Source organism: Pseudomonas sp. BF-R-19, from assembly GCF_019956445.1.
Classification (GTDB): domain Bacteria; phylum Pseudomonadota; class Gammaproteobacteria; order Pseudomonadales; family Pseudomonadaceae; genus Aquipseudomonas; species Aquipseudomonas fluorescens_BH.
The window spans coordinates 1-19,840 of the sequence record NZ_JAHBDN010000037.1 but is presented as its reverse complement, the minus strand read 5'-3'; the positions used below and the strand labels follow the sequence as shown (position 1 = coordinate 19,840).

The window sequence follows — 19,840 nt, the reverse complement described above, 5'->3', positions numbered from 1 at the left end:
TCACAAGTTGTACTGTTTGCGTTTGCGGTACAGCGTCGAGGCGTCGATGCCCAGGGTTTTCGCCGCTTGATCCAGCGTGTCGGCGGTGGCGAGGACCGCGCCGATGTGGGCCTTTTCCAGCTCCTCCAGGCTCAGTGCCGCGCCGATGTGCGGTGTATTGTTGACCGGGGTTTCGGCCATGCCCAGATGACTGATCTCGACCCGCTCCTGTGGACAGATGATGCTCGCCCGCTCGATCACGTTGCGCAGCTCACGGATGTTGCCCGGCCAGCGATAACCCAACAGTGCTTCCCGGGCCTCGTCGCTGAAGGCGCGCGCGGGACGGGCGTACTCCTTGACGAAGCGCGCCAGGAAACGATCGGCCAGGTTGAGAATATCTTCGCGGCGTTCGCGTAGCGGTGGCAGGTGCAAGGTGATGACATTCAGGCGATAGAGCAGGTCTTCACGGAAACGACCGTCGCGGACCATGTCCTCAAGGTTGAGGTTGGTGGCCGCAAGGATGCGCACATCGGCACGGCGGGTCACCGGATCACCGACGCGCTCATATTCCTTGTCCTGAATAAAACGCAGCAACTTCGGCTGCAACGTCAGGGGAAAATCGCCGATCTCGTCGAGAAACAGCGTTCCGCCGTCGGCCTGGTTGACTCGGCCCAAGGTGCTTTCGCTGGCACCGGTGAAGGCGCCGCGGCTGTGGCCGAAGAGTTCGCTTTCCATGAGCTCGGTGGACAGCGACGGGCAGTTGATCGTGACGCAGGATTTCTTCGCGCGTTTGCTCCAGCCGTGGATGGCTTGGGACAGCTCGCCCTTGCCGGTACCGGATTCACCCAGAATCAGGATATTGGCATCGGTCGTGGCAACCTGACGCGCGGTTTCGAGTACCACTTTCATGGCCGGGCTGTGGGAGTCCAGACCATCCTTGGGCTTGCGCACTTCACCTTCCAGGGCTTCCAGTCGCGCCGACAGTTGCCGCACTTCCAGTTGCTTGGCGGTTGCCAGCCGCAGTTGATCGGGGCTGCACGGTTTGACCAGATAGTCGGCGGCACCGGCCTGAATCGCATCCACTGCCGTGTCGACGGCTGAGTGCGCAGTGACGATCACCACCCGCATCCAGGGCGCCTGGATACGCATCTGGGCCAGCACATCGAGGCCGTTGTCTTCACCCAGACGCAAATCGAGGAAGCACAGGTCGAAGACCTGCCGCTGCAACAGGGCTTCTGCCTGCGCGGCGCTGGTGGCGGTGGCCACGCTGTAGCCTTCGTCTTCGAGGCAATAACGGAAAGTACGCAGGATGGCGGACTCATCATCCACCAGCAGAATGCGGCCTTGATGCTCAGTGGCTGATTCCATTTTCCTACGCTCCTTAATGACTGATCTTTATTTAGTCCCGGAGAAATCGGGCAAGTTGCATGATTGATTCTGAGCCATTCCTGTCATGGCAGGGTAGCTCTCATCCGATGTATCGGTTAGTCACCTGATTTTGCGGGTCTTTTAATGGATGCCCGGTCTCTGCCAGCGGCCAGCGTGAATTTCTGACCTCCGCACCCTCCTCTCAATTCAAAAAATTTACGCGTTCCTTCAAACCAATCGTGCAATACGCACGACTGCACAAGTGTCATCGTGCAGGATGCGCGCGAAGTGATTTTTTTGATGCTAATAAGATATTGATATTAAAGGGAATTAATTCGATTCAAAGCTGGCATGCGCTCTGCAATTGTCTGGTTGACCAGGGCATTCAAAAACAAACGCCTGCTATCGAATACCGACCCGAGTGGTAGGAGCTCCAGGATGAATCGTCAACGTGTCGCCCACCTGCATCTCTCGCCTGTGCATATCCAGCAAGGCCTGTTTGCTGTTCTGGCGCTATTGATCACCCTGATCGGCGGCCAGCAGTTTCTGCGCTGGGAGCAGAGCCGGCAGCCGGAAGCGCCATGCCTGTCGATTCCGCATTCGACCCAAACCCATTTCAGCGCTGTCAGCAGCGGTCAGGCCGATAGCACCCCGATGCGCATGATGGATGTCGACCAGGCCGGGCCTGTGGGTGAAATACGTCATCAAGAGCGTTGGGTGTTCTAGGCAAAACTTCCGCCGCACCCCATGCGCCGGGAAACGCAGCACCTCTAAACACAAGCGTAAGGAGAATCACCATGTTGAGCTGGGCAATCACATTCCTGATCATCGCCATCATCGCCGCTGTACTGGGCTTCGGTGGTATCGCGGGCACCGCCACGGGTATCGCCAAGATTCTGTTTGTCGTGTTCCTGGTGATGTTCATTGCCTCCTTCTTCTTTGGCCGTCGCGGTCGAGGCTGACATGAGAGGGTTGTTCAAGACACTGGCAGCCGCCCTGCTGTTGGGCGGTAGTGCCATGGCATGCGGGCTGGCGTTTTCCCGACATGCCTGACCTGCGCATGCAGGGCTTGTTGATAGAGCATTTGAATTTGTACACGAAGGAGGCCACAGCGCCTCTTTCCACCTGCGCCACCTGAGGAAGGCCGGCGCATGACCAAGGGGTCGGGACGTTATGCCTGTTTCAGGGGCGCAGTGACCTACGGGTACAGGGAGTACCTGCGCAAGGGCCGGGTCAGGAAAAGCTGCTGCGCAAGTTCGTCGGACCGCCAAGGCTCGACGGGCTTGCGAAGGGCTTGATCACGCAACACATTGAAATAGAGCGCTCGTCCCGATTTCCTCACTGTTTTCTCGTTCTTGTCCTTGTTACGTCGGAAAATACTTTTCCCGGTGTTTCACCAGCGACCGTATATCGAGAAAAATCACCCTTCTTTGGCCGCGATTTTTCCCTTCGTCCGGCGGGATTTTGCTGAAAAATCAACGCTCGGCCACTGCTCAAAAAACATTCAATCTGCTCTGTGATGACCGGTTCACGGCACTTATGCCTGCCGAAATGTCGTATTCGAACCGGTTGGGACGCGTGTTTCGCTAAAAAAACCTCATGCCGATTCGGCATGGGGTAGGCGTTTACGGCATTAGACGGCGCTCCCTTGCATCGGAATAGTTGCGCCTTTTTTCGCCTGCCAGAGAGCCGTAAACACGCGCTCCGGGGCACCTTATACGGGGGGCAGATGCACTGGACTTTTTCGCCACAAGCGTTCCAGTTCGCGCATCTCCCTGAGTCAAACAACAAGTAAGGGTAAAGATATGAAGAAGGCAAAGCTTAGCCTCGCCTGGCAGATCCTCATCGGTCTGGTATTGGGGATTGCAATCGGTGCGCTGCTCAACCATTTCAGTGCCGAAAAAGCCTGGTGGATCAGCAACGTCCTGCAACCGGCAGGCGATATCTTTATCCGTCTGATCAAGATGATCGTGATCCCGATCGTCATCTCCTCTTTGATCGTCGGCATTGCCGGCGTCGGTGACGCCAAGAAGCTGGGGCGCATCGGCTTCAAGACCATCATCTACTTCGAGATCGTCACCACCATCGCCATCGTGGTCGGTCTGCTGCTGGCCAACCTGTTCCATCCGGGTGCCGGCATCGACATGAGCACCCTGGGCACTGTGGACATTTCCAAGTACCAGGCTACGGCGGCCGAGGTTCAGCATGAACACGCGTTCATCGAAACCATCCTCAACCTGATCCCGTCGAACATCTTCGCGGCCATGGTTCGCGGCGAAATGCTGCCGATCATCTTCTTCTCCGTATTGTTCGGTCTCGGTTTGTCGAGCCTGCAGGCGGACCTGCGCGAGCCGCTGGTGAAGATGTTCCAGGGCGTATCGGAAAGCATGTTCAAGGTCACTCACATGATCATGAACTACGCCCCGATCGGCGTGTTCGCACTGATCGCGGTGACTGTGGCCAACTTCGGCTTCGCGTCGCTGATACCGCTGGCCAAACTGGTGATCCTGGTTTACGTCGCCATCGCCTTCTTCGCTTTCGTGATCCTGGGCCTGATCGCTCGCCTGTTCGGCTTCTCGGTGATCAAGCTGATGCGCATCTTCAAGGATGAGCTGGTACTGGCCTACTCCACCGCCAGCTCCGAAACCGTGCTGCCGCGCGTGATCGAGAAGATGGAAGCCTACGGCGCACCGAAAGCCATTTGCAGCTTCGTGGTGCCGACCGGTTACTCGTTCAACCTCGACGGTTCGACCCTGTACCAGAGCATCGCGGCGATCTTCATTGCCCAGCTGTATGGCATCGACCTGTCGATCAGCCAGCAACTGTTGCTGGTACTGACCTTGATGGTCACCTCCAAAGGCATCGCCGGCGTACCGGGCGTGTCCTTCGTGGTACTGCTGGCTACCCTTGGCAGCGTCGGTATTCCACTGGAAGGCCTGGCGTTCATCGCCGGTGTCGACCGCGTCATGGACATGGCCCGTACCGCACTGAACGTGATCGGCAACGCACTGGCGGTTCTGGTTATCGCTCGTTGGGAAGGCATGTACGACGACGCCAAAGGCCAGCGTTACTGGAACTCCCTGCCGCACTGGCGCAGCAAGGAAAAGCTGCCGGCGGGTGAAGTTTCCAAGAGCTGATGCAAAACCCCTTGTGGGAGCGGGCTTGCTCGCGAAGGCGTCATGTCAGCCAATTCAATGCTGAATGACACACCGCTTTCGCGAGCAAGCCTGCTCCCACATTGGAATTGTGCAGGCAGTAACAAACAAACCCCGGAGAAATCCGGGGTTTGTCGTTTCTGGCCACCCCGCTATCATTCGCGGATCTTTTGGGGGGATTTGACTGATGCTCAATGGCCTATGGCTTGGCTTCTTCATCGTGGCAGCCGTATCGGCGCTGGCGCAGTGGCTGATTGGTGGCAACGCCGGGATATTCGCGGCGATGGTGGAAAGCATTTTTGCCATGGCCAAGCTGTCGGTCGAAGTCATGGTGCTGCTGTTTGGCACTCTTACTCTCTGGCTGGGTTTTCTGCGCATTGCCGAGAAAGCCGGCATCGTCGAATGGCTGGCCAAGGCCCTGGGGCCACTGTTCTTGCGCCTGATGCCTGAAGTCCCGCCGGGTCATCCGGCCATCGGCCTGATCACCCTGAACTTCGCCGCCAATGGCCTGGGGCTGGACAACGCCGCCACACCGATCGGCCTCAAGGCAATGAAGGCGCTGCAAGAACTCAATCCCAGCGCGACCGTCGCCAGCAACGCACAGATCCTGTTCCTGGTGCTCAACGCCTCCTCGCTGACCCTGCTGCCGGTGACGATCTTCATGTATCGCGCCCAGCAAGGCGCGCCCGACCCGACGCTGGTGTTCCTGCCGATCCTGCTGGCGACCAGCTGCTCGACCATTGTCGGCTTCCTGTCGGTGGCATTCATGCAGCGTCTGCGCATCTGGGACCCGGTGGTGCTGGCCTACCTGATCCCCGGCGCCCTCGCCCTCGGTGGTTTCATGGCGTTGCTGGCGACCCTTTCGGCGACTGCGCTGGCCGGCCTGTCATCGATCCTCGGCAACGTGACGCTGTTTGGCCTGATCATGCTGTTTTTACTGATCGGCGCGCTGCGCAAAGTGAAGGTCTACGAGGCCTTCGTTGAAGGAGCCAAAGAGGGTTTTGACGTCGCCAAGAACCTGCTGCCTTACCTGGTGGCGATGCTCTGCGCGGTGGGCGTACTGCGCGCGTCCGGGGCACTGGACTTCGGTCTGGACGGGATCCGTCATCTGGTGGAATGGGCCGGTTGGGACACGCGTTTCGTTGACGCCCTGCCGACGGCGATGGTCAAACCCTTCTCCGGTAGCGCCGCCCGGGCGATGCTGATTGAAACCATGAAGACCTCGGGCGTGGACAGCTTCCCGGCGCTGGTGGCGGCAACGGTCCAGGGCAGTACCGAAACGACGTTCTATGTCCTGGCGGTGTACTTCGGCGCCGTGGGCATCCAGCGCGCACGCCATGCTGTCGGTTGTGCGTTGCTGGCCGAGCTTGCCGGGGTGCTGGGTGCGATCGGGGTTTGCTACTGGTTCTTTGGTTGATCGGCTCCGTCAGCCAAAGCCTTCAGCGCGGCCTTGCGCTCGTCCGTCGGCAAGGCGCCAAGCTTTTCCACGGCGGCGTAAAATTTAAGCCAGTCGCCATCCTCCTGATGGAACAGCGCGGCAAATGCTGGTACCCATTGGTCGTACAAGCCAAACGGCAATAACCGGGCGTTGTTCATGGGAGCATAGATCCAGGCGTCGTAGCGTTTGTCGGCGGCCCACTGACTGTCACGTAATTGCCGGTATTCGCTGCGCAAGCGCTCGAACTCGGCCGCCTTGCGCTGGCGCATTTGTTCGGTTGGCAACGGCAAGGTGTAGAGTTTTTCCAGGCGGGCGCGAGTCTTGAGCACCAACCCAGTGAACTGTTCGCGCTGACGTGCCTGCGCATTGTTATCCGGTGGCAGGTGGCGGTAGGCGCGCCATTGGCGAGTACCTTCCTGCTCGACGAAGGTGGCGAAGGATTCGTTGAACTCCGTGTCGTCCTTCACATAGAAGCGTTGATGGGCCAGCTCGTGAAAGATCAACGTGGCCAATCGCTCATCCCCCCAGCCCATCATCGAACTGATGATCGGGTCGTTGAACCAGCCGAGTGTCGAATAGGCTTCGACACCACCAATCGACACGTCCATGCCCTGCAAGCGTTGCAAAGCCGCTGCGCCGCGGGCTGCGCTCTGGCTGTAGTAACCGCGATAGGCCACGCAACCGGCGATGGGGAAGCAGTGGTTTACGGGTTTTAGGGAAAATTCCGGCGTGGCGAAGACATTCCAGACGACGAAGGGGCGCCCAATGTCCGCGTACAAGCGGTAGCTCTGGTTATCCGGCAGGTGCAATTGCTGGCTGGCGAAGGTTCGTGCCTTTTGCGATTGCTCCAGGTGTGTGCGCAGTTTTTGATCGCGCGCCGGGTCGGCAACCACGCTGGAAACAGGCTCCCTGGCCCGCAGCAACTGCAGTTGGCCGCTGGCCAGTTGGTTGTAGTAGCTGATGCTGGCGCAACCGTTGAGCAACAAAAACAACACACCCGGAAACAAAACGCGAAAAACGCGATCAAGTAACCCAAGGCTAGGAAGCGGCCTGATCACAATAATTCTTCCTTGGAGAGTCTTTCCGCAAGACTATCCCGCCTGACTGGAGCTCCGCTATGCGCATGTTGATAGTGACAGGAGGCCTGCTGATGCTGGCCGGCTGTGCTTTTTTTGGACTACCCCGCCCTGATCCTGCGCAAGCCTGGATCGACCTGGACTCGAAGCAAGAAGATACGACGCTGCAAGCGCTGGAGGTCGATGACAAGGCCACCGACGATAAACGCTATTTCCAGGTTCATCCCGGTAGCCATGAGTTGACGGTCCGCTACCAATTCGCGGTCCAGCCCACCAATATCGGCCCAGACGCCGAGCCGTTGTGGCGCGATTGCCAGCTGAACGTGAAATTCAGCGACTTCAACGCGGGCGAGCGTTATCAGCTACAGGCGGGGAACATCGGCTTTCGGCCTTGGGCGAAACTCTACGATCAACAGCGCAAAGTGATTGGCCAAGGCACGCCGGCAGGCTGTCAACACAGCTGATCGGCGTTATGCTGGATGTATATCCCTTGGGACATCCATCATGCGCAGGTTGATGCTGTTACTCGCCGCCAGTGTTGTCGTGGGTTGCCAAAGCCCGATGCCGACACCTAATCCACAAATGGCCTGGGTCGAATTCTCTACGCCCTTCCCCAACGATAAATTGCTGATGGCCGAACGACTGGATAAACAACGCCTGCGCGACGGGCGTTTTTTTGAGGTCGCGCCGGGCAGCCATGAACTGATCGTGCGTTTCGACTTTGAAGTACCCGGTGGCGGGTTGGGCATGATGGGCGGCCCTTCTGAGCGGCTGTGCTACCTGACCATCAAATACGATCATTTCGAAGCCGGCCAGCGTTATGTGCTCGAAGGCCGTTCCATCGCCTTTACCCCCGGCGCCCGGCTGTACAACGCCAAGCGCGAAATTGTTGCAGAAGACCGGGAATCCTACTGCCTGATGTGAGCGGTCAGCGGTCGTTTTTCTGGTAGATGATTTTCTTGGTGCCGTTTTCGCACGAGCCAACGACCATGTTCTGGTCGTGTACCTCGTCGTTGGTGACGATTTCAAGCGTGTAGGAAGTGACGCCGCTGGCCTGGATCTTGGCTTCGATCTCGGCCTTGAGTTCTTCGCAGGGTTTCGGCGCCGCGAGGGCCGAGGTGGCCAGAGCGCAACAGATAACCGCCAGGGCAAAACGTTTCATGGTTGAAGCTCCTTTGAGGCAGCACGCACAGTCGTGGGTTTTCGCTGCTGTCATTTATTCGACCACAGTTTTAGTGGGCAAGTCTGTCTCCACGCAAAAAAGATCGCAGACTGAGCACCTTCTACCGAATGATCCCGGCAGGTTGCGTAAGGCTGCGATCTTTTGTTTTCAACGAAAATCTAGCCGACCAGTGTGGCCTCCAGTCTGATCTTCGCATTCAGCACTTTGGACACCGGGTGGTTCTGTCTGATCAATCCGCTTTTTTCGCGGGATTTTTTACCGGGCTATTGAAACTCGGGTATATGCCCTCATTGCATGAACACGCTTTTGGATTCGGCAGGTTTGCGTTCGCAAGAACAAACCTGCGCCCTCAATTGGAGAAGCAGGTTTATGAAACGACTGTCCGATATCAAGTTCTCGACCCTCGATCTGGTGCCGGTGCGCGAGAACGGCAGCGCGGCCCAGTCGCTGCGCAACTCGCTGGACTTGGCGCAGCACGTCGAAAGATTCGGTTACAACCGCTTCTGGGTGGCTGAGCACCACAACATGGATGGCATCGCCAGTTCCGCGACCTCGGTGCTGCTTGGTTACCTGGCCGGTGGTACGTCGACCATTCGAGTCGGTTCGGGCGGGGTGATGTTGCCCAACCACGCACCGTTGGTGATCGCCGAACAGTTCGGCACCCTGGAAAGCCTTTATCCGGGCCGGATCGACCTGGGCCTGGGTCGCGCCCCCGGCTCCGACCAGATGACCGCACGTGCGTTGCGCCGTGAGCGTTCCGGCAGCGCCGACGACTTCCCGGAAGATGTGGCGGAACTGGTGCGCTACCTCGGGCCACGTACCCCGGACCAACGCATCATCGCGATGCCGGGAACCGGGACCAATGTGCCGGTCTGGTTGTTGGGGTCGAGCCTGTTCAGTGCGCAACTGGCGGGTGAGCGTGGCTTGCCCTACGCCTTCGCATCGCATTTCGCACCGCGCTACATGCATGAAGCGATTCGGGTCTACCGCAATCACTTCAAACCGTCAGCCGTTTTGGACAAACCCTACGTGATGCTTGGTGTGCCTTTGGTGGCAGCTGATACCGACGAGCAGGCCGATTACCTGGCGACCTCGGTGTTCCAGCGAATTCTCGCCCTGATGCGTGGCCAAAGCCTGGTACAGCGTCCGCCGGTGAAGACCATGGACGGCCTGTGGTTGCCCCATGAGAAAGACGCCGTGCACGATTTCCTTGGCCTGGCGATGATCGGCAGCCCGCAGAAAATCCGCGCCAAACTCGAGGTCCTGATCGAACAGACCCAGGCCGACGAGCTGATTTTCACCTGTGACCTGTACGAACATTCCGATCGCGTGCATTCCTACGAGTTGCTGGCGCAGGTCATGCGAGGCTGATACTCAAAATGCAGGCATGAAAAAGCCGACGCCCTGACGTCGGCTTTTCCATTCAAGTGGGAATCGGCCTACTTTTTATAGACGATCACTTTGGCGCCCGCTTCGCATTTGCCAACAACTTTCCCGCCGGCAGCGGCACCTTTATCGACAATCTCCAGCGAATAACCGGAAACGCCCTTGGCATCAAGTTTCGCTGCGATTTCCGCTTTCAGCTCTTCGCATGGCTTGCCGCCCGCCAATGCGCTCCCCGCAAGGCTCAACAAACCTACTGCCAACATAAACTTCTTCATCGGTTGCATTCCCTGGTCGGATCATAGGGGTAACCAGCCGTCAGCCGGACGCACTCATGTAGTGCTTTGCCATTCCCTATGGCATTCGACCGGCGTGCAAGTTCAGAAGACTAGCCCAAAGTCAGCTGCTGGCAATCCGGAACCCGACTTTCAAGGTCACCTGAAAGTGTGCAGCCTTGCCGTCCCTGATATGCCCACGGGTCTCGGTTACCTCAAACCATTCCATGTACTTGATGCTTTTGCTGGCTTCGGTCAGCGCGTTGTTGATCGCATCTTCGATACTGCTGGTGGACGAGCCGATCAGCTCGACTTTCTTGTAGGTGTGATGGTCAGACATGGCGTTCTCCTCGGCGTGTGAATTACAGACTAGCAGTGATTTTTCCTATTTCTTCTGTTGGCCGTTCTGAGGGTGAAGTTCAGATTTTCTGCACTTTCTCGAACCCATGAAGTCCCAACCAACACACGCCACTCATCACCAATGCAGGAGAGCCACCATGGCCAATACCTCGTTACGCAAAGCCTCATTGCAAAGCATGGAAGCCGAGATCGAGAGTCTGCTCAAGTCTTTGGAAAGCCTGAAGGGCGACGCCTCGGACGAGTCGCGTAAAACCCTCAATACCCTGAAAAGCAACGCCGAGAATGCCTTGAAGCACTCGCGCCATCTGCTTGCCGATGCTTATGAGGAGGTCAAGGTCAAAACCCGCGAAACCGGGATTGCTACACGGGACTACGCCCAGGAGCACCCCTGGACAACAGCCGGTGTCGCCGTGGGCGCACTGGGCCTGCTGGCCGCTTATCTGTTGTGCAAACGTGATTAATCCGCTCGACGCAGTTCGTTCTTGAGCCACTGCGCCAGTTGTCGGGCGCGCCCGTCCGCGGCGCGCTTGGGTAGCCACAACGCCAGTTGCGCCGGGGTTTCACTGAAGCCCCAAGGCGCAACCAGGCGGCCGGCCTTCAAGTCCTCTGTCACCAAGGGTTCGGGGGCAATCGCCACGCCCAGACCTGCGACGGCGGCTTCCAGCAAGTAATACAAATGTTCAAATCCCTGACCGTACTTCAGCGCCCTGGCGTCGAGGCCGCGTGGTTGCGCCCAGTTCGGCCAGGCTTGCGGGCGTGAGGTGGTGTGCAGCAAGGGTTCGTTCAACAGTGCGGTTTCCGGCGCCTGCTGGAGCCGTTCATAGCCGGCGAACCGAGGGCTCATGACCGGGCCGATGCGTTCGCTGGCCAACTCAAAAACCTGCATGTCCGCCGGCCAGGGTGGCTCGGCAAATACCAGCAAGGCATCCAGCCCCGGTCTGCGCGGATCCAGATCGCCTTCTCCGGCCGACAGGTGCAGGCGCAAGTCCGGCAGGTCGGCATTGAGCCGCCCCAGTCGCGGGATAAACCAGCGCGCCAGCAGGCTTCCCGAGCAACCGAGCACGAATGGTGCATCGGCTGTGCTTTGTGTGAGTTCGGCGCAAACGCCGCGCAGGCGCTCGAAGGCTTCGCTGCTGGCGTCGCGCAGTCGCAGCCCGGCATCTGTGAGTTTCAGGCCGCGACCGTCCTTGATGAACAGGCTTACGCCGAGGTGCTCTTCAAGCACCTTGAGTTGCCGGCTGACCGCGCCGTGGGTGACGTGCAGCTGTTCGGCGGCCTGACTGACGCTGTTCAAGCGGGCAGTAGCTTCGAAGGCGCGAAGCGCGTTCAGCGGAGGAAGGTCATGGCTCATTTGATCTGTGAGTTTTCCTGACAGGTTGTGGCGATCTTATCGGTTTTCAGGTCGGGGCGTCAGGGGTAGAGTGAAGCCCACTATCTCTTTATGCATCACTTCACGCATTCAACTGGAGCGCCCCATGACCCAGACTAATCTGCGCAACGGCCCTGATGCCAACGGCCTGTTTGGCGCGTTCGGCGGCCGCTACGTTGCCGAAACCCTGATGCCGTTGATCCTCGACCTGGCCCGCGAATATGAGTTGGCCAAGGAAGATCCTGCATTCAAGGAAGAACTGGCCTACTTCCAGCGCGACTACGTCGGACGTCCAAGTCCCCTGTACTTCGCCGAGCGTCTGACCGAGTTCTGCGGGGGCGCGAAGATCTACCTCAAGCGTGAAGAGCTGAACCACACCGGCGCGCACAAGATCAACAACTGCATCGGCCAGATCCTGCTGGCGCGGCGCATGGGCAAAAAGCGCATCATCGCCGAGACCGGCGCCGGCATGCACGGTGTGGCCACGGCCACCGTCGCTGCGCGTTTCGGTCTGGACTGTGTGATTTACATGGGCACCACTGACATCGAGCGTCAGCAGGCCAACGTGTTCCGCATGAAGCTGCTGGGTGCCGAAGTGATCCCGGTGGTAGCCGGTACCGGCACGCTGAAAGACGCGATGAACGAAGCCCTGCGTGACTGGGTGACCAACGTCGACAGCACTTTCTACCTGATCGGCACCGTGGCCGGTCCGCACCCTTACCCGGCAATGGTTCGCGACTTCCAGGCCGTGATCGGCAAGGAAACCCGCGAACAGCTGCAAGCCCAGGAAGGCCGCCTGCCGGACAGCCTGGTGGCGTGCATCGGCGGTGGTTCGAACGCCATGGGCCTGTTCCACCCGTTCCTCGACGACAAGAGTGTCGAGATCATCGGCGTCGAAGCCGCCGGTTACGGCATCGAGACCGGCAAGCATGCGGCCAGCCTGAATGGCGGCGTTCCAGGCGTCCTGCACGGCAATCGTACTTTCCTGCTGCAGGACGACGATGGCCAGATCATCGACGCCCACTCGATCTCCGCTGGCCTGGACTACCCGGGCATCGGCCCGGAACACGCCTGGTTGCATGACATCGGCCGCGTTCAGTACACCTCGGTAACTGACGACGAAGCTTTGGCTGCGTTCCACCAGTGCTGCCGCCTGGAAGGGATCATCCCTGCCCTGGAAAGCGCCCATGCCCTGGCTGAAGTATTCAAGCGTGCACCGACTTTGCCAAAAGATCACCTGATGGTGGTCAACCTGTCCGGCCGTGGCGACAAAGACATGCAGACCGTGATGCACCACATGGAACAATCCAAGCAGGAGAAACACTGATGAGCCGCCTGCAAACGCGTTTTGCCGAACTCAAGGAACAGAACCGCGCCGCCCTGGTGACCTTCGTGACCGCTGGCGACCCGAGCTATGACACGTCCCTGGCAATCCTCAAGGGCTTGCCGGCGGCTGGTGCCGACGTGATCGAACTGGGCATGCCCTTCACCGACCCGATGGCTGATGGCCCGGCAATCCAGCTCGCCAACATCCGTGCGTTGGGTGCCAAGCAGAATCTGGCGAAAACCCTGCAAATGGTTCGCGAGTTCCGCCAGAACAACAACGAAACGCCGCTGGTGCTGATGGGTTACTTCAACCCGATTCACATGTACGGCGTACCGCGCTTCATCGCCGAAGCCAAGGAGGCCGGTGTTGACGGCCTGATCGTGGTCGACCTGCCGCCCGAGCATAACGGCGAGCTGTGCGACCCGGCACAGGCCGCGGGCCTGGACTTCATTCGCCTGACCACGCCAACCACCGACGACGTGCGCCTGCCGACCGTTCTCAACGGCAGCTCCGGCTTCGTCTACTACGTCTCGGTGGCCGGTGTGACCGGCGCCGGTGCCGCCACGCTGGAACACGTCGAGGAAGCGGTCGCCCGTCTGCGCCGCCATACCGACCTGCCGATCAGCATCGGCTTCGGTATCCGGACGCCGGAGCAGGCGGCGTCTATCGCGCGTCTGGCCGACGGTGTTGTGGTGGGCTCGGCGTTGATCGATCACATCGCCAATGCCACTTCCCCGGAACAAGCCGTGGATGGCGTACTGAGCCTGTGCTCGGCGTTGGCCGAAGGCGTGCGTAAGGCCCGCGTCAGCTGAAGGTAAAGCTCCTAAACACTGTAAACCTTGTGGGAGCGAGCTTGCTTCCACAAGGTTGCGGTATCAAGGCAACTCTATCCCGCCTGATGCCTTGTGCAGTTTGCGCAGGTGTTCACCAATCTGCTTCACGTTGGCTTCGTTGGCGGCCATTTCGGCGGCGCGGCCTGGTTCAAGCAGCGCTCTCACTTCCTTGTCCAGATCCCCGGACAGCGACAGGAGCTGCTTCTGGCGCTGGCTGCTTTCCGCTTCCAGATGCTGCCATTCGCTCGGTTGTGGCAACCCGTAACCTGCGGTCCCCAGCAGCTCTGCCGGGCGGCTGAGGAAGCCGCTGTTGGCGAGAATCTGCTTCAGCGTCTCGTTGGCCTTGTCCATTCCGCCGTTTTTCAGCTCCCGAGCGCCCAGATAGCGTTGCTTCACTTCGTCCTGGGCCAGCAACATCTGTCGACGGAAACTCGCCTGCTCCAGCAGCAGCAATGCTGCGCTAGTACGCAAATCAGCCTGCTCGAACCATTGCCGCCGCTCTGCGGCTTTCAAATCCAGCCACTCTTCGACAGTTTCCTGTTTGATCGGCATCTGCTTTCTCAACACTTCGAACATCGCCTGGTAGCGATCACGGAAGGAATCGAAGCGATAACCCAGGCGCAGTGCTTCGCGAGGATCATCCAGCACGCTGGTATCGGCCAGGCCACGACCCTTGAGCACTTCGAGCATGCCGTTGGGCATGATGTTGTCCAGACCCACCAGTTGCGGGTTGTTAGTGCTGCTACGCAGCAGTTTCAGTCCCTCTACCGCACAGTTGTTGGACAGGAAGAAGTAGTTGCCGTCGTAGCTCCAGTGCATTTCGGCGGCGTGTTCCACCACATCTTCGATCTCGCGGCGCGACAGGTTCAGTGGGACTGAGGCCAGGCTGCGCAACTCGGTCTTGGTGTATTCGTCGATTACCTGGGAAAGTGGCAGGACAAACAGGCGCGACGGGTACTTACCGACCAACCCATTCCAGCTCGACATCTGCACGTCACCCACAAAGGCGCGGTACGACAGCACCAGATGCTGGTCCAGGTCCAGTCGGCAATCCGGCCCGCGAGGCCGGCCCGGTGCGCAAATGACCAGGCGCAACATGCTGTGACCCCAGTAGCTGAACAAGTTCTGGTTAGCCTCGGCCAGCAGGTAGTCGATGGCGTAAACCCGTTCAGGATCGACCTGTCCCAGTGGTGTTTTGGCGAAGTCACTGCCGGCATTGAGGAAGGCGACGGTTTTGCCGCAAGCGTTTTTGGCAGCGGGCGCCCAGCCAAAGTGCTCTTTGTAGTAGCGGTACAGTGCGGGACGACGGCAGGCGTAGCTCGGATCGAGCAGGAAGTACTCCATATTGACTGCGACGAACTCCTTGGGGCTGCTCGTCTCGTAGATGTCCGGGCTGCGCGCGATCTGCCGGTTGTACTGTTCGCGCTCGCCACGACGGCCGACGTATTGCGGCCAGCCGGCGAGGTCGAGCAGGCGTGGATCATCGCTGAGGGTAAAGCGGCGGCCGGTCTGGCCGCGGCATTGATCGGGGATGCCGACCAGCCCTGAACTGCTGTCTTGGCGGGTACAGCGTTGAATCAGTGTGCGCTCCGCCTTTGGCCACAGGCGTGAGCGATCGTAGATGTGAGACAGCTCGTGCAACACCGTGGCGAGCATTTCCCGGCGCACGGTGCCATGGGGGCGATGGGTTTTTTTAGTTGCGGCGCTGCCATCGGTGAGGCCGGCCAGCAGGTTGCGGTTCAGATCGAGTTCGGACACCAGTGTCGCCTGACCGTAGGCATTTCTCGGCATGTCATCGGTCCAGCCGACATCGATGCGTCGATCGAGTTGCTCGACAAAGCGTGGCGGCAGTGCCTGCATGGCTTCATCGAGCAACGCCTGGCTGGCTTGCTGTTGCGCGGGAGTCAGACCTTCGGTCTTGAGCTGTAATTGAAGGCCAGCGTGGGCCGTGTTGCCGAGCAGCAACAGGGCCCCGGCCAGCAGCCAGGCACCTGGACACTTCACAGTGCGAGGATGGCTTCAGCGAGATCCTGGTCACTGGCGTCACGAGCTTCCGGCACGCGGGTGCGCAGCAAATCGAAGGCGGATTCCAGGTGAGCGCCACGAATGTCGCCATTGCTGGCAACGAAACTGGCGGCGTCGTCCTGGGCTTCGCGCACGATTTTCGAATCGCGAATGGACGTGGTGGTGTCGGAGGTGAAATCGAGGGTGCGCTGGGTAGCACGGATCAGAATATTACTGGTGGCAACCAGAGTATGTGCCTGGGCCACATCGGCCAACAGCAGCAGGCCTAAGGTGGCAGCAATCAGCGGGTTACGCATGGAATGACTCCAGAAAAAACAGGGATAACTATTGGACGAGAATTGCCTGTGCCAGTTCAAGGTCGCTGGCATGAAGTTTTGCCTGGGTTCGGCGCAGATACCGCAGGGCCGACTCCAGTCGTGCACCTCTCAGTTGGCCGTCACTGGCAATGAATGCCGCGGCGTCATCCTGGGCCGCGAGCAGCAGTTTATGGTCGAAGGGAGCGGAGGTCACCATGCTTGTGGCATATCCACTGGCCACGATCCCTTGGGTTGACAGGTTAAAGGCGTCGTAAGCGTGGGCTGAGCCTGAACAGGCGGCAGTAATCATGACTGGAGTGATCAACAGATTTGCAAGAAAACGCATGAGACTCGACAGTTAAAAGTGAGTCCCAAGGCTAGCGCAAGGCCCATTCCAGAGCCAGCACGGAAATAATGGGACACGTCGAGCGTGTCCCCGGCCAGAAGTCGATCAGATCGTCAGGATCGCCTGCGCCAGTTGTGCATCGGTTGCGTTCAACTGGGGTGCCTGATGACGAATATGGTCGAGCGCACTTTCCAGTTTCACCCCACGGATGGAACCTTCGCTGGCAACGAAGCTGGCGGCGTCGTCACGCGCTGCGAGCACGATCTTGTCATCTTTGAACGAAGACGTGATGTTGGACGTCGCATCGGAACTGGATTTGAGTGCCCCAACGACTGCGTCGGTGGTCACGATAAAACTGGTGGCGTGGGAATTGGCAGCCACGGCAAGCAGGGCTGCAGCGCTGAGCAGGCGAAGTCGGGACATGGTGTAACTCCTAGGGTAAGTCGATTGGAAGATGGCGCAGTGTCTGCAAATTCAGACGCCAGGCGCTTGGCGCTCGCCACGTTCTGACCTGATATTAGGCCTGAGTGTGTCAATTCGAACAGCCCGTCATGCAAACAGGCAGTCAGCGCCAGAACGGTTTATCCAATTCATTGATGCGCTCAGCATGGCTGATGCAAAGATCCGATAGCTGACGATCATCGAGTTGAGCCAGTAAACGTCGTGTTCTCGCCCTTTCCAGACTAGCGAAGAGTCTTGTTAACAGGTATCTAGCCCAGCGCAAGCAAGGTCTCGATTGAACCTGTGGTGTAGAAACATCCTGTAAAGAACTCATGGCGCGGTCCCTGTCCTGATAAGTGGAGGGCTCCATGCTGACACCGGTCGAATATCCGCTACAGACACACCGCGACGATATTGTACTCATCCAATTAGTTATTTTTGCAAGCTGTACTGGTGTCCTAGTTTCCTACTGTACGAGCGGATTTGACAGGCCAAAACGACAAAACCCGTCGTGGTTTCCCACGACGGGTTTTGTTTTTTCAATTCGGGTTGCTGGCGGTGGACCTTCAGGTCAGAGCCAGCGACGCTAACTTAGCGCCAGAACGGCTTGCTCAGCTCTTCGTAGCGTTGTGCTTCGCTAATCCCGGCGTCAGCCAGCAGACGCGAATCCAGGCGAGCCAGTTGATGGCGGCTGGTGATGCGGCGCTGCCACAGCATCAGGTTGGCAATAACGCGCAGAGGCAGGGAAGCCTGGGTTTTTGCAGCAGTGTCTTGAAAGAACAGATCGGAACTGAGTGTACGTTCCATGGTGGTCATCCTTCCGCTTATGGCGGGATTAGGTAGTGGTTTAACTGGTGCCCATGATCCTCTCGTTTGCCTAGTCTCTGTAGATACAGTTCATCTGTATTGTGAGAGCTCAGTTAACTGTTTATAGGGGGTGTACTGGTCTAAATTGAGGCAACTGTACCTGCCTGCACTGTCATGGTGCAAAACTACTGTTTTTGCCCGGCAAGGTAGGAGTTTTCCTAAAGAAATGACCAGTACAGCAGTACAGTTTTTTTCATATTCCGAAGAAGCAGGAGCAAGCTGACGAAACTGTGTTTGCGCCAGCTGCTATCTGTACCAGTTACTTCTTCAGCATTTGCCCGGTTTCTTCCAGGTTGATGTGCCAGCTCAGGGCGTCACGCAGGATGTGTGGGGTGTGCCCGCCGATGGCGCACGCGGCGGTGAAGTAATCATTCAGCGCCTGGCGGTAATCCGGGTGCACGCACTTGTCGATGATGACCCGGGCACGCTCCCGGGGCGCCAGGCCGCGCAAGTCTGCCAGGCCCACTTCGGTCACGAGGATGTCGACGTCATGTTCGGTGTGGTCAACATGGCTGACCATCGGCACCACGCTGGAGATCGCACCGCCCTTGGCGATCGACTTGGTCACGAACACGGACAGGTGCGCGTTGCGCGCGAAGTCGCCCGAGCCACCGATGCCGTTCATCATCCGCGTGCCGCAGACGTGAGTGGAGTTGACGTTGCCATAGATGTCGAACTCCAGTGCCGTGTTGATGCCGATGATGCCGAGGCGGCGCACGACTTCAGGGTGGTTGGAAATCTCCTGCGGGCGCAGCACCAGTTTGTCCTTGTAGCGCTCCAGATTGCCGAACACGTCGGCATTGCGCCGGCTCGACAGGGTGATCGAACTGCCCGAGGCAAAACTCAGCTTGCCCGCATCGATCAGGTCGAAGGTCGAGTCCTGCAGCACCTCGGAATACATCGTCAGGTCTTCGAACGGCGAGTCGATCAGGCCACACATCACCGAGTTGGCGATGGTGCCGATGCCGGCTTGTAGCGGACCGAGCTTGTTGGTCATGCGCCCGGCTGCCACTTCCTGTTTGAAGAAGTCGATCAGGTGGTCGGCAATGGCTTGGGTCTCGGCATCCGGTGCCAGCACCGTGGAGGGCGAGTCAGCCTGGTTGGTGACCACGATGGCGACGATTTTTTCCGCTGGAATCGGGATGGCGGTGCTGCCAATGCGATCGTCGACCTTGACCAGCGGGATCGGCGTGCGGGTTGGACGATAGGTTGGAATATAGATGTCGTGCAGGCCTTCGAGATTCGGGTTGTGCGCCATGTTGATCTCGACGATCACGTGCTTGGCGAAAATCGCGAAGCTGGCCGAGTTGCCGACCGAGGTGGTTGGCACGATATGCCCTTGCTCGGTGATCGCTACGGCTTCAATCACGGCGATGTCCGGCAGCTTCAATTGCTGGTTGCGCAATTGCTCCACGGTTTCCGACAAGTGCTGGTCGATGAACATGACCTCGCCGGCATTGATCGCCTTGCGCAGGGTGCTGTCGACCTGAAACGGCATGCGTCGCGACAACACACCGGCTTCGGTCAGCTGCTTGTCGAGGTCGTTGCCCAGGCTTGCGCCCGTCATCAGGCTGATCTTCAGCGGCGTGACCTTGGCACGCTCGGCCAGCGCCTGGGGGACGGCCTTGGCTTCGCCTGCGCGAGTAAAGCCACTCATGCCGACGGTCATGCCGTCCTCAATCAGAGCGGCAGCGTCGGCGGCGCTCATCACTTTGTCCAACAACGAAGGCAGGCGAATACGGTCACGGTACATGGATTGTTATCTCGGGCAACAGGTAGCAGGACGTGCAGTCTAGTGAATTGCGCCAGCTTCTGTCCCGCTACCAAGGTCGCAATCGAGGCGTCTATTCCGGGCCTTTCAAGCAAAACACCGTTACCGGATCGGTAACAAAAGGATAGTTTGTTCGACGATTTGCGCAAACAAAAACGCCCCGACGAGTCGGGGCGTTTTTGTTTGCCGCAGAGGGTTAGTCGACGGCTTTGACCATGTCTTCGATGACCTTTTTAGCGTCGCCGAACACCATCATGGTTTTGTCCAGGTAGAACAGTTCGTTGTCCAGGCCGGCGTAGCCGCTGGCCATCGAGCGCTTGTTGACGATGATGGTCTTGGCCTTGAACG

At 58.8% G+C, this 19,840-nt stretch carries 24 protein-coding genes; 10 read left to right on the top strand and 14 right to left on the bottom strand.

Annotated features, from left to right (window positions below):
* Positions 1–1,347, bottom strand: coding sequence for a sigma-54-dependent response regulator transcription factor AlgB (gene algB, locus KGB28_RS06215; RefSeq protein WP_223443501.1), 1,347 nt, complete (start codon positions 1,345–1,347; stop codon positions 1–3).
* A 438-nt stretch (positions 1,348–1,785) separates the two neighbouring features.
* Between algB and KGB28_RS06210 the strand changes: the two genes are divergently transcribed.
* The 4 genes from KGB28_RS06210 (at position 1,786) to KGB28_RS06195 (ending at position 5,919) form a co-directional block, all read left to right on the top strand.
* Positions 1,786–2,073: a hypothetical protein gene (locus KGB28_RS06210; RefSeq protein ID WP_223443499.1), complete on the top strand. Its 288-nt coding sequence runs from the start codon at positions 1,786–1,788 to the stop codon at positions 2,071–2,073.
* Positions 2,074–2,144: 71 nt separating this feature from the next.
* Complete coding sequence (locus KGB28_RS06205; RefSeq protein ID WP_003177151.1) at positions 2,145–2,309, top strand: DUF1328 domain-containing protein; 165 nt, start codon at positions 2,145–2,147, stop codon at positions 2,307–2,309.
* Positions 2,310–3,152: 843 nt separating this feature from the next.
* A complete protein-coding gene (gene gltP / locus KGB28_RS06200) occupies positions 3,153–4,484 on the top strand; it encodes a glutamate/aspartate:proton symporter GltP (RefSeq protein ID WP_223443497.1) in 1,332 nt (443 codons plus the stop codon).
* Positions 4,485–4,689: 205 nt separating this feature from the next.
* Positions 4,690–5,919: a nucleoside recognition domain-containing protein gene (locus KGB28_RS06195; RefSeq protein WP_223443495.1), complete on the top strand. Its 1,230-nt coding sequence runs from the start codon at positions 4,690–4,692 to the stop codon at positions 5,917–5,919.
* On the opposite strand, the gene KGB28_RS06190 is transcribed toward KGB28_RS06195, so the two are convergent.
* A complete protein-coding gene (locus KGB28_RS06190; protein WP_223443494.1) occupies positions 5,901–6,998 on the bottom strand; it encodes an aminopeptidase in 1,098 nt (365 codons plus the stop codon). The two genes, KGB28_RS06195 and KGB28_RS06190, sit on opposite strands and share 19 nt — an antisense overlap.
* 59 nt (positions 6,999–7,057) lie before the next feature.
* On the opposite strand from KGB28_RS06190, the gene KGB28_RS06185 reads away from it, so the two are divergent.
* Both KGB28_RS06185 and KGB28_RS06180 read left to right on the top strand, forming a co-directional pair.
* Positions 7,058–7,480, top strand: a complete 423-nt coding sequence (locus KGB28_RS06185) for a hypothetical protein (protein ID WP_223443492.1) — start codon at positions 7,058–7,060, stop codon at positions 7,478–7,480.
* Positions 7,481–7,520: 40 nt separating this feature from the next.
* Positions 7,521–7,940: a hypothetical protein gene (locus KGB28_RS06180; protein WP_223443490.1), complete on the top strand. Its 420-nt coding sequence runs from the start codon at positions 7,521–7,523 to the stop codon at positions 7,938–7,940.
* A 4-nt stretch (positions 7,941–7,944) separates the two neighbouring features.
* On the opposite strand, the gene KGB28_RS06175 is transcribed toward KGB28_RS06180, so the two are convergent.
* Positions 7,945–8,178, bottom strand: coding sequence for a DUF1161 domain-containing protein (locus tag KGB28_RS06175; RefSeq protein ID WP_104450431.1), 234 nt, complete (start codon positions 8,176–8,178; stop codon positions 7,945–7,947).
* 390 nt (positions 8,179–8,568) lie between these two features.
* Here KGB28_RS06175 and KGB28_RS06170 point away from each other — a divergent pair, with 390 nt between their 5' ends.
* Positions 8,569–9,570, top strand: a complete 1,002-nt coding sequence (locus KGB28_RS06170) for an LLM class flavin-dependent oxidoreductase (protein WP_223443488.1) — start codon at positions 8,569–8,571, stop codon at positions 9,568–9,570.
* Between the two features lie 68 nt (positions 9,571–9,638).
* Here KGB28_RS06170 and KGB28_RS06165 read toward each other — a convergent pair whose 3' ends face one another.
* Positions 9,639–9,860 carry a DUF1161 domain-containing protein gene (locus KGB28_RS06165; RefSeq protein ID WP_008045869.1) on the bottom strand — a complete coding sequence of 74 codons (222 nt, stop codon included), beginning with the start codon at positions 9,858–9,860 and terminating at the stop codon, positions 9,639–9,641.
* A gap of 121 nt (positions 9,861–9,981) precedes the next feature.
* Positions 9,982–10,197 carry a dodecin gene (locus KGB28_RS06160; RefSeq protein WP_095942957.1) on the bottom strand — a complete coding sequence of 72 codons (216 nt, stop codon included), beginning with the start codon at positions 10,195–10,197 and terminating at the stop codon, positions 9,982–9,984.
* Between the two features lie 157 nt (positions 10,198–10,354).
* Here KGB28_RS06160 and KGB28_RS06155 point away from each other — a divergent pair, with 157 nt between their 5' ends.
* Positions 10,355–10,678 (top strand): YqjD family protein, encoded by a 324-nt coding sequence (locus KGB28_RS06155; protein ID WP_150728191.1) that lies wholly within the window; start codon positions 10,355–10,357, stop codon positions 10,676–10,678.
* On the opposite strand, the gene KGB28_RS06150 is transcribed toward KGB28_RS06155, so the two are convergent.
* On the bottom strand, positions 10,675–11,568 hold the full coding sequence (locus tag KGB28_RS06150; protein ID WP_223443486.1) for a LysR family transcriptional regulator: 894 nt from the start codon (positions 11,566–11,568) through the stop codon (positions 10,675–10,677). The two genes, KGB28_RS06155 and KGB28_RS06150, sit on opposite strands and share 4 nt — an antisense overlap.
* A gap of 124 nt (positions 11,569–11,692) precedes the next feature.
* Between KGB28_RS06150 and trpB the strand changes: the two genes are divergently transcribed.
* Positions 11,693–12,913, top strand: coding sequence for a tryptophan synthase subunit beta (trpB, locus tag KGB28_RS06145; RefSeq protein ID WP_008002146.1), 1,221 nt, complete (start codon positions 11,693–11,695; stop codon positions 12,911–12,913).
* Positions 12,913–13,725 (top strand): tryptophan synthase subunit alpha, encoded by an 813-nt coding sequence (trpA, locus tag KGB28_RS06140; RefSeq protein WP_223443484.1) that lies wholly within the window; start codon positions 12,913–12,915, stop codon positions 13,723–13,725. The genes trpB and trpA overlap by 1 nt, the downstream gene beginning before the upstream one ends.
* A gap of 63 nt (positions 13,726–13,788) precedes the next feature.
* On the opposite strand, the gene KGB28_RS06135 is transcribed toward trpA, so the two are convergent.
* The 8 genes from KGB28_RS06135 to KGB28_RS06100 all read right to left on the bottom strand — a co-directional run.
* Positions 13,789–15,750 carry a DUF4105 domain-containing protein gene (locus KGB28_RS06135; protein ID WP_223443481.1) on the bottom strand — a complete coding sequence of 654 codons (1,962 nt, stop codon included), beginning with the start codon at positions 15,748–15,750 and terminating at the stop codon, positions 13,789–13,791.
* Entirely contained in the window at positions 15,747–16,067 is a 321-nt protein-coding gene (locus KGB28_RS06130; protein WP_057712574.1) for a DUF2388 domain-containing protein, read from the bottom strand. The genes KGB28_RS06135 and KGB28_RS06130 overlap by 4 nt, the downstream gene beginning before the upstream one ends.
* Positions 16,068–16,095: 28 nt before the next feature.
* Positions 16,096–16,413 (bottom strand): DUF2388 domain-containing protein, encoded by a 318-nt coding sequence (locus KGB28_RS06125; RefSeq protein ID WP_150728196.1) that lies wholly within the window; start codon positions 16,411–16,413, stop codon positions 16,096–16,098.
* A gap of 105 nt (positions 16,414–16,518) precedes the next feature.
* Entirely contained in the window at positions 16,519–16,836 is a 318-nt protein-coding gene (locus tag KGB28_RS06120; RefSeq protein WP_223443478.1) for a DUF2388 domain-containing protein, read from the bottom strand.
* A 142-nt stretch (positions 16,837–16,978) separates the two neighbouring features.
* Complete coding sequence (locus tag KGB28_RS06115) at positions 16,979–17,188, bottom strand: DUF1127 domain-containing protein (RefSeq protein WP_223443476.1); 210 nt, start codon at positions 17,186–17,188, stop codon at positions 16,979–16,981.
* Positions 17,189–17,445: 257 nt separating this feature from the next.
* Positions 17,446–17,661: a DUF1127 domain-containing protein gene (locus tag KGB28_RS06110; protein WP_108218709.1), complete on the bottom strand. Its 216-nt coding sequence runs from the start codon at positions 17,659–17,661 to the stop codon at positions 17,446–17,448.
* Positions 17,662–17,980: 319 nt separating this feature from the next.
* Positions 17,981–19,474 carry an acetyl-CoA hydrolase/transferase family protein gene (locus KGB28_RS06105; protein ID WP_008018492.1) on the bottom strand — a complete coding sequence of 498 codons (1,494 nt, stop codon included), beginning with the start codon at positions 19,472–19,474 and terminating at the stop codon, positions 17,981–17,983.
* A 214-nt stretch (positions 19,475–19,688) separates the two neighbouring features.
* A partial coding sequence (locus tag KGB28_RS06100) for an NAD(P)(+) transhydrogenase (Re/Si-specific) subunit beta (RefSeq protein WP_223443933.1) occupies positions 19,689–19,840 on the bottom strand: 152 nt, incomplete at its 5' end.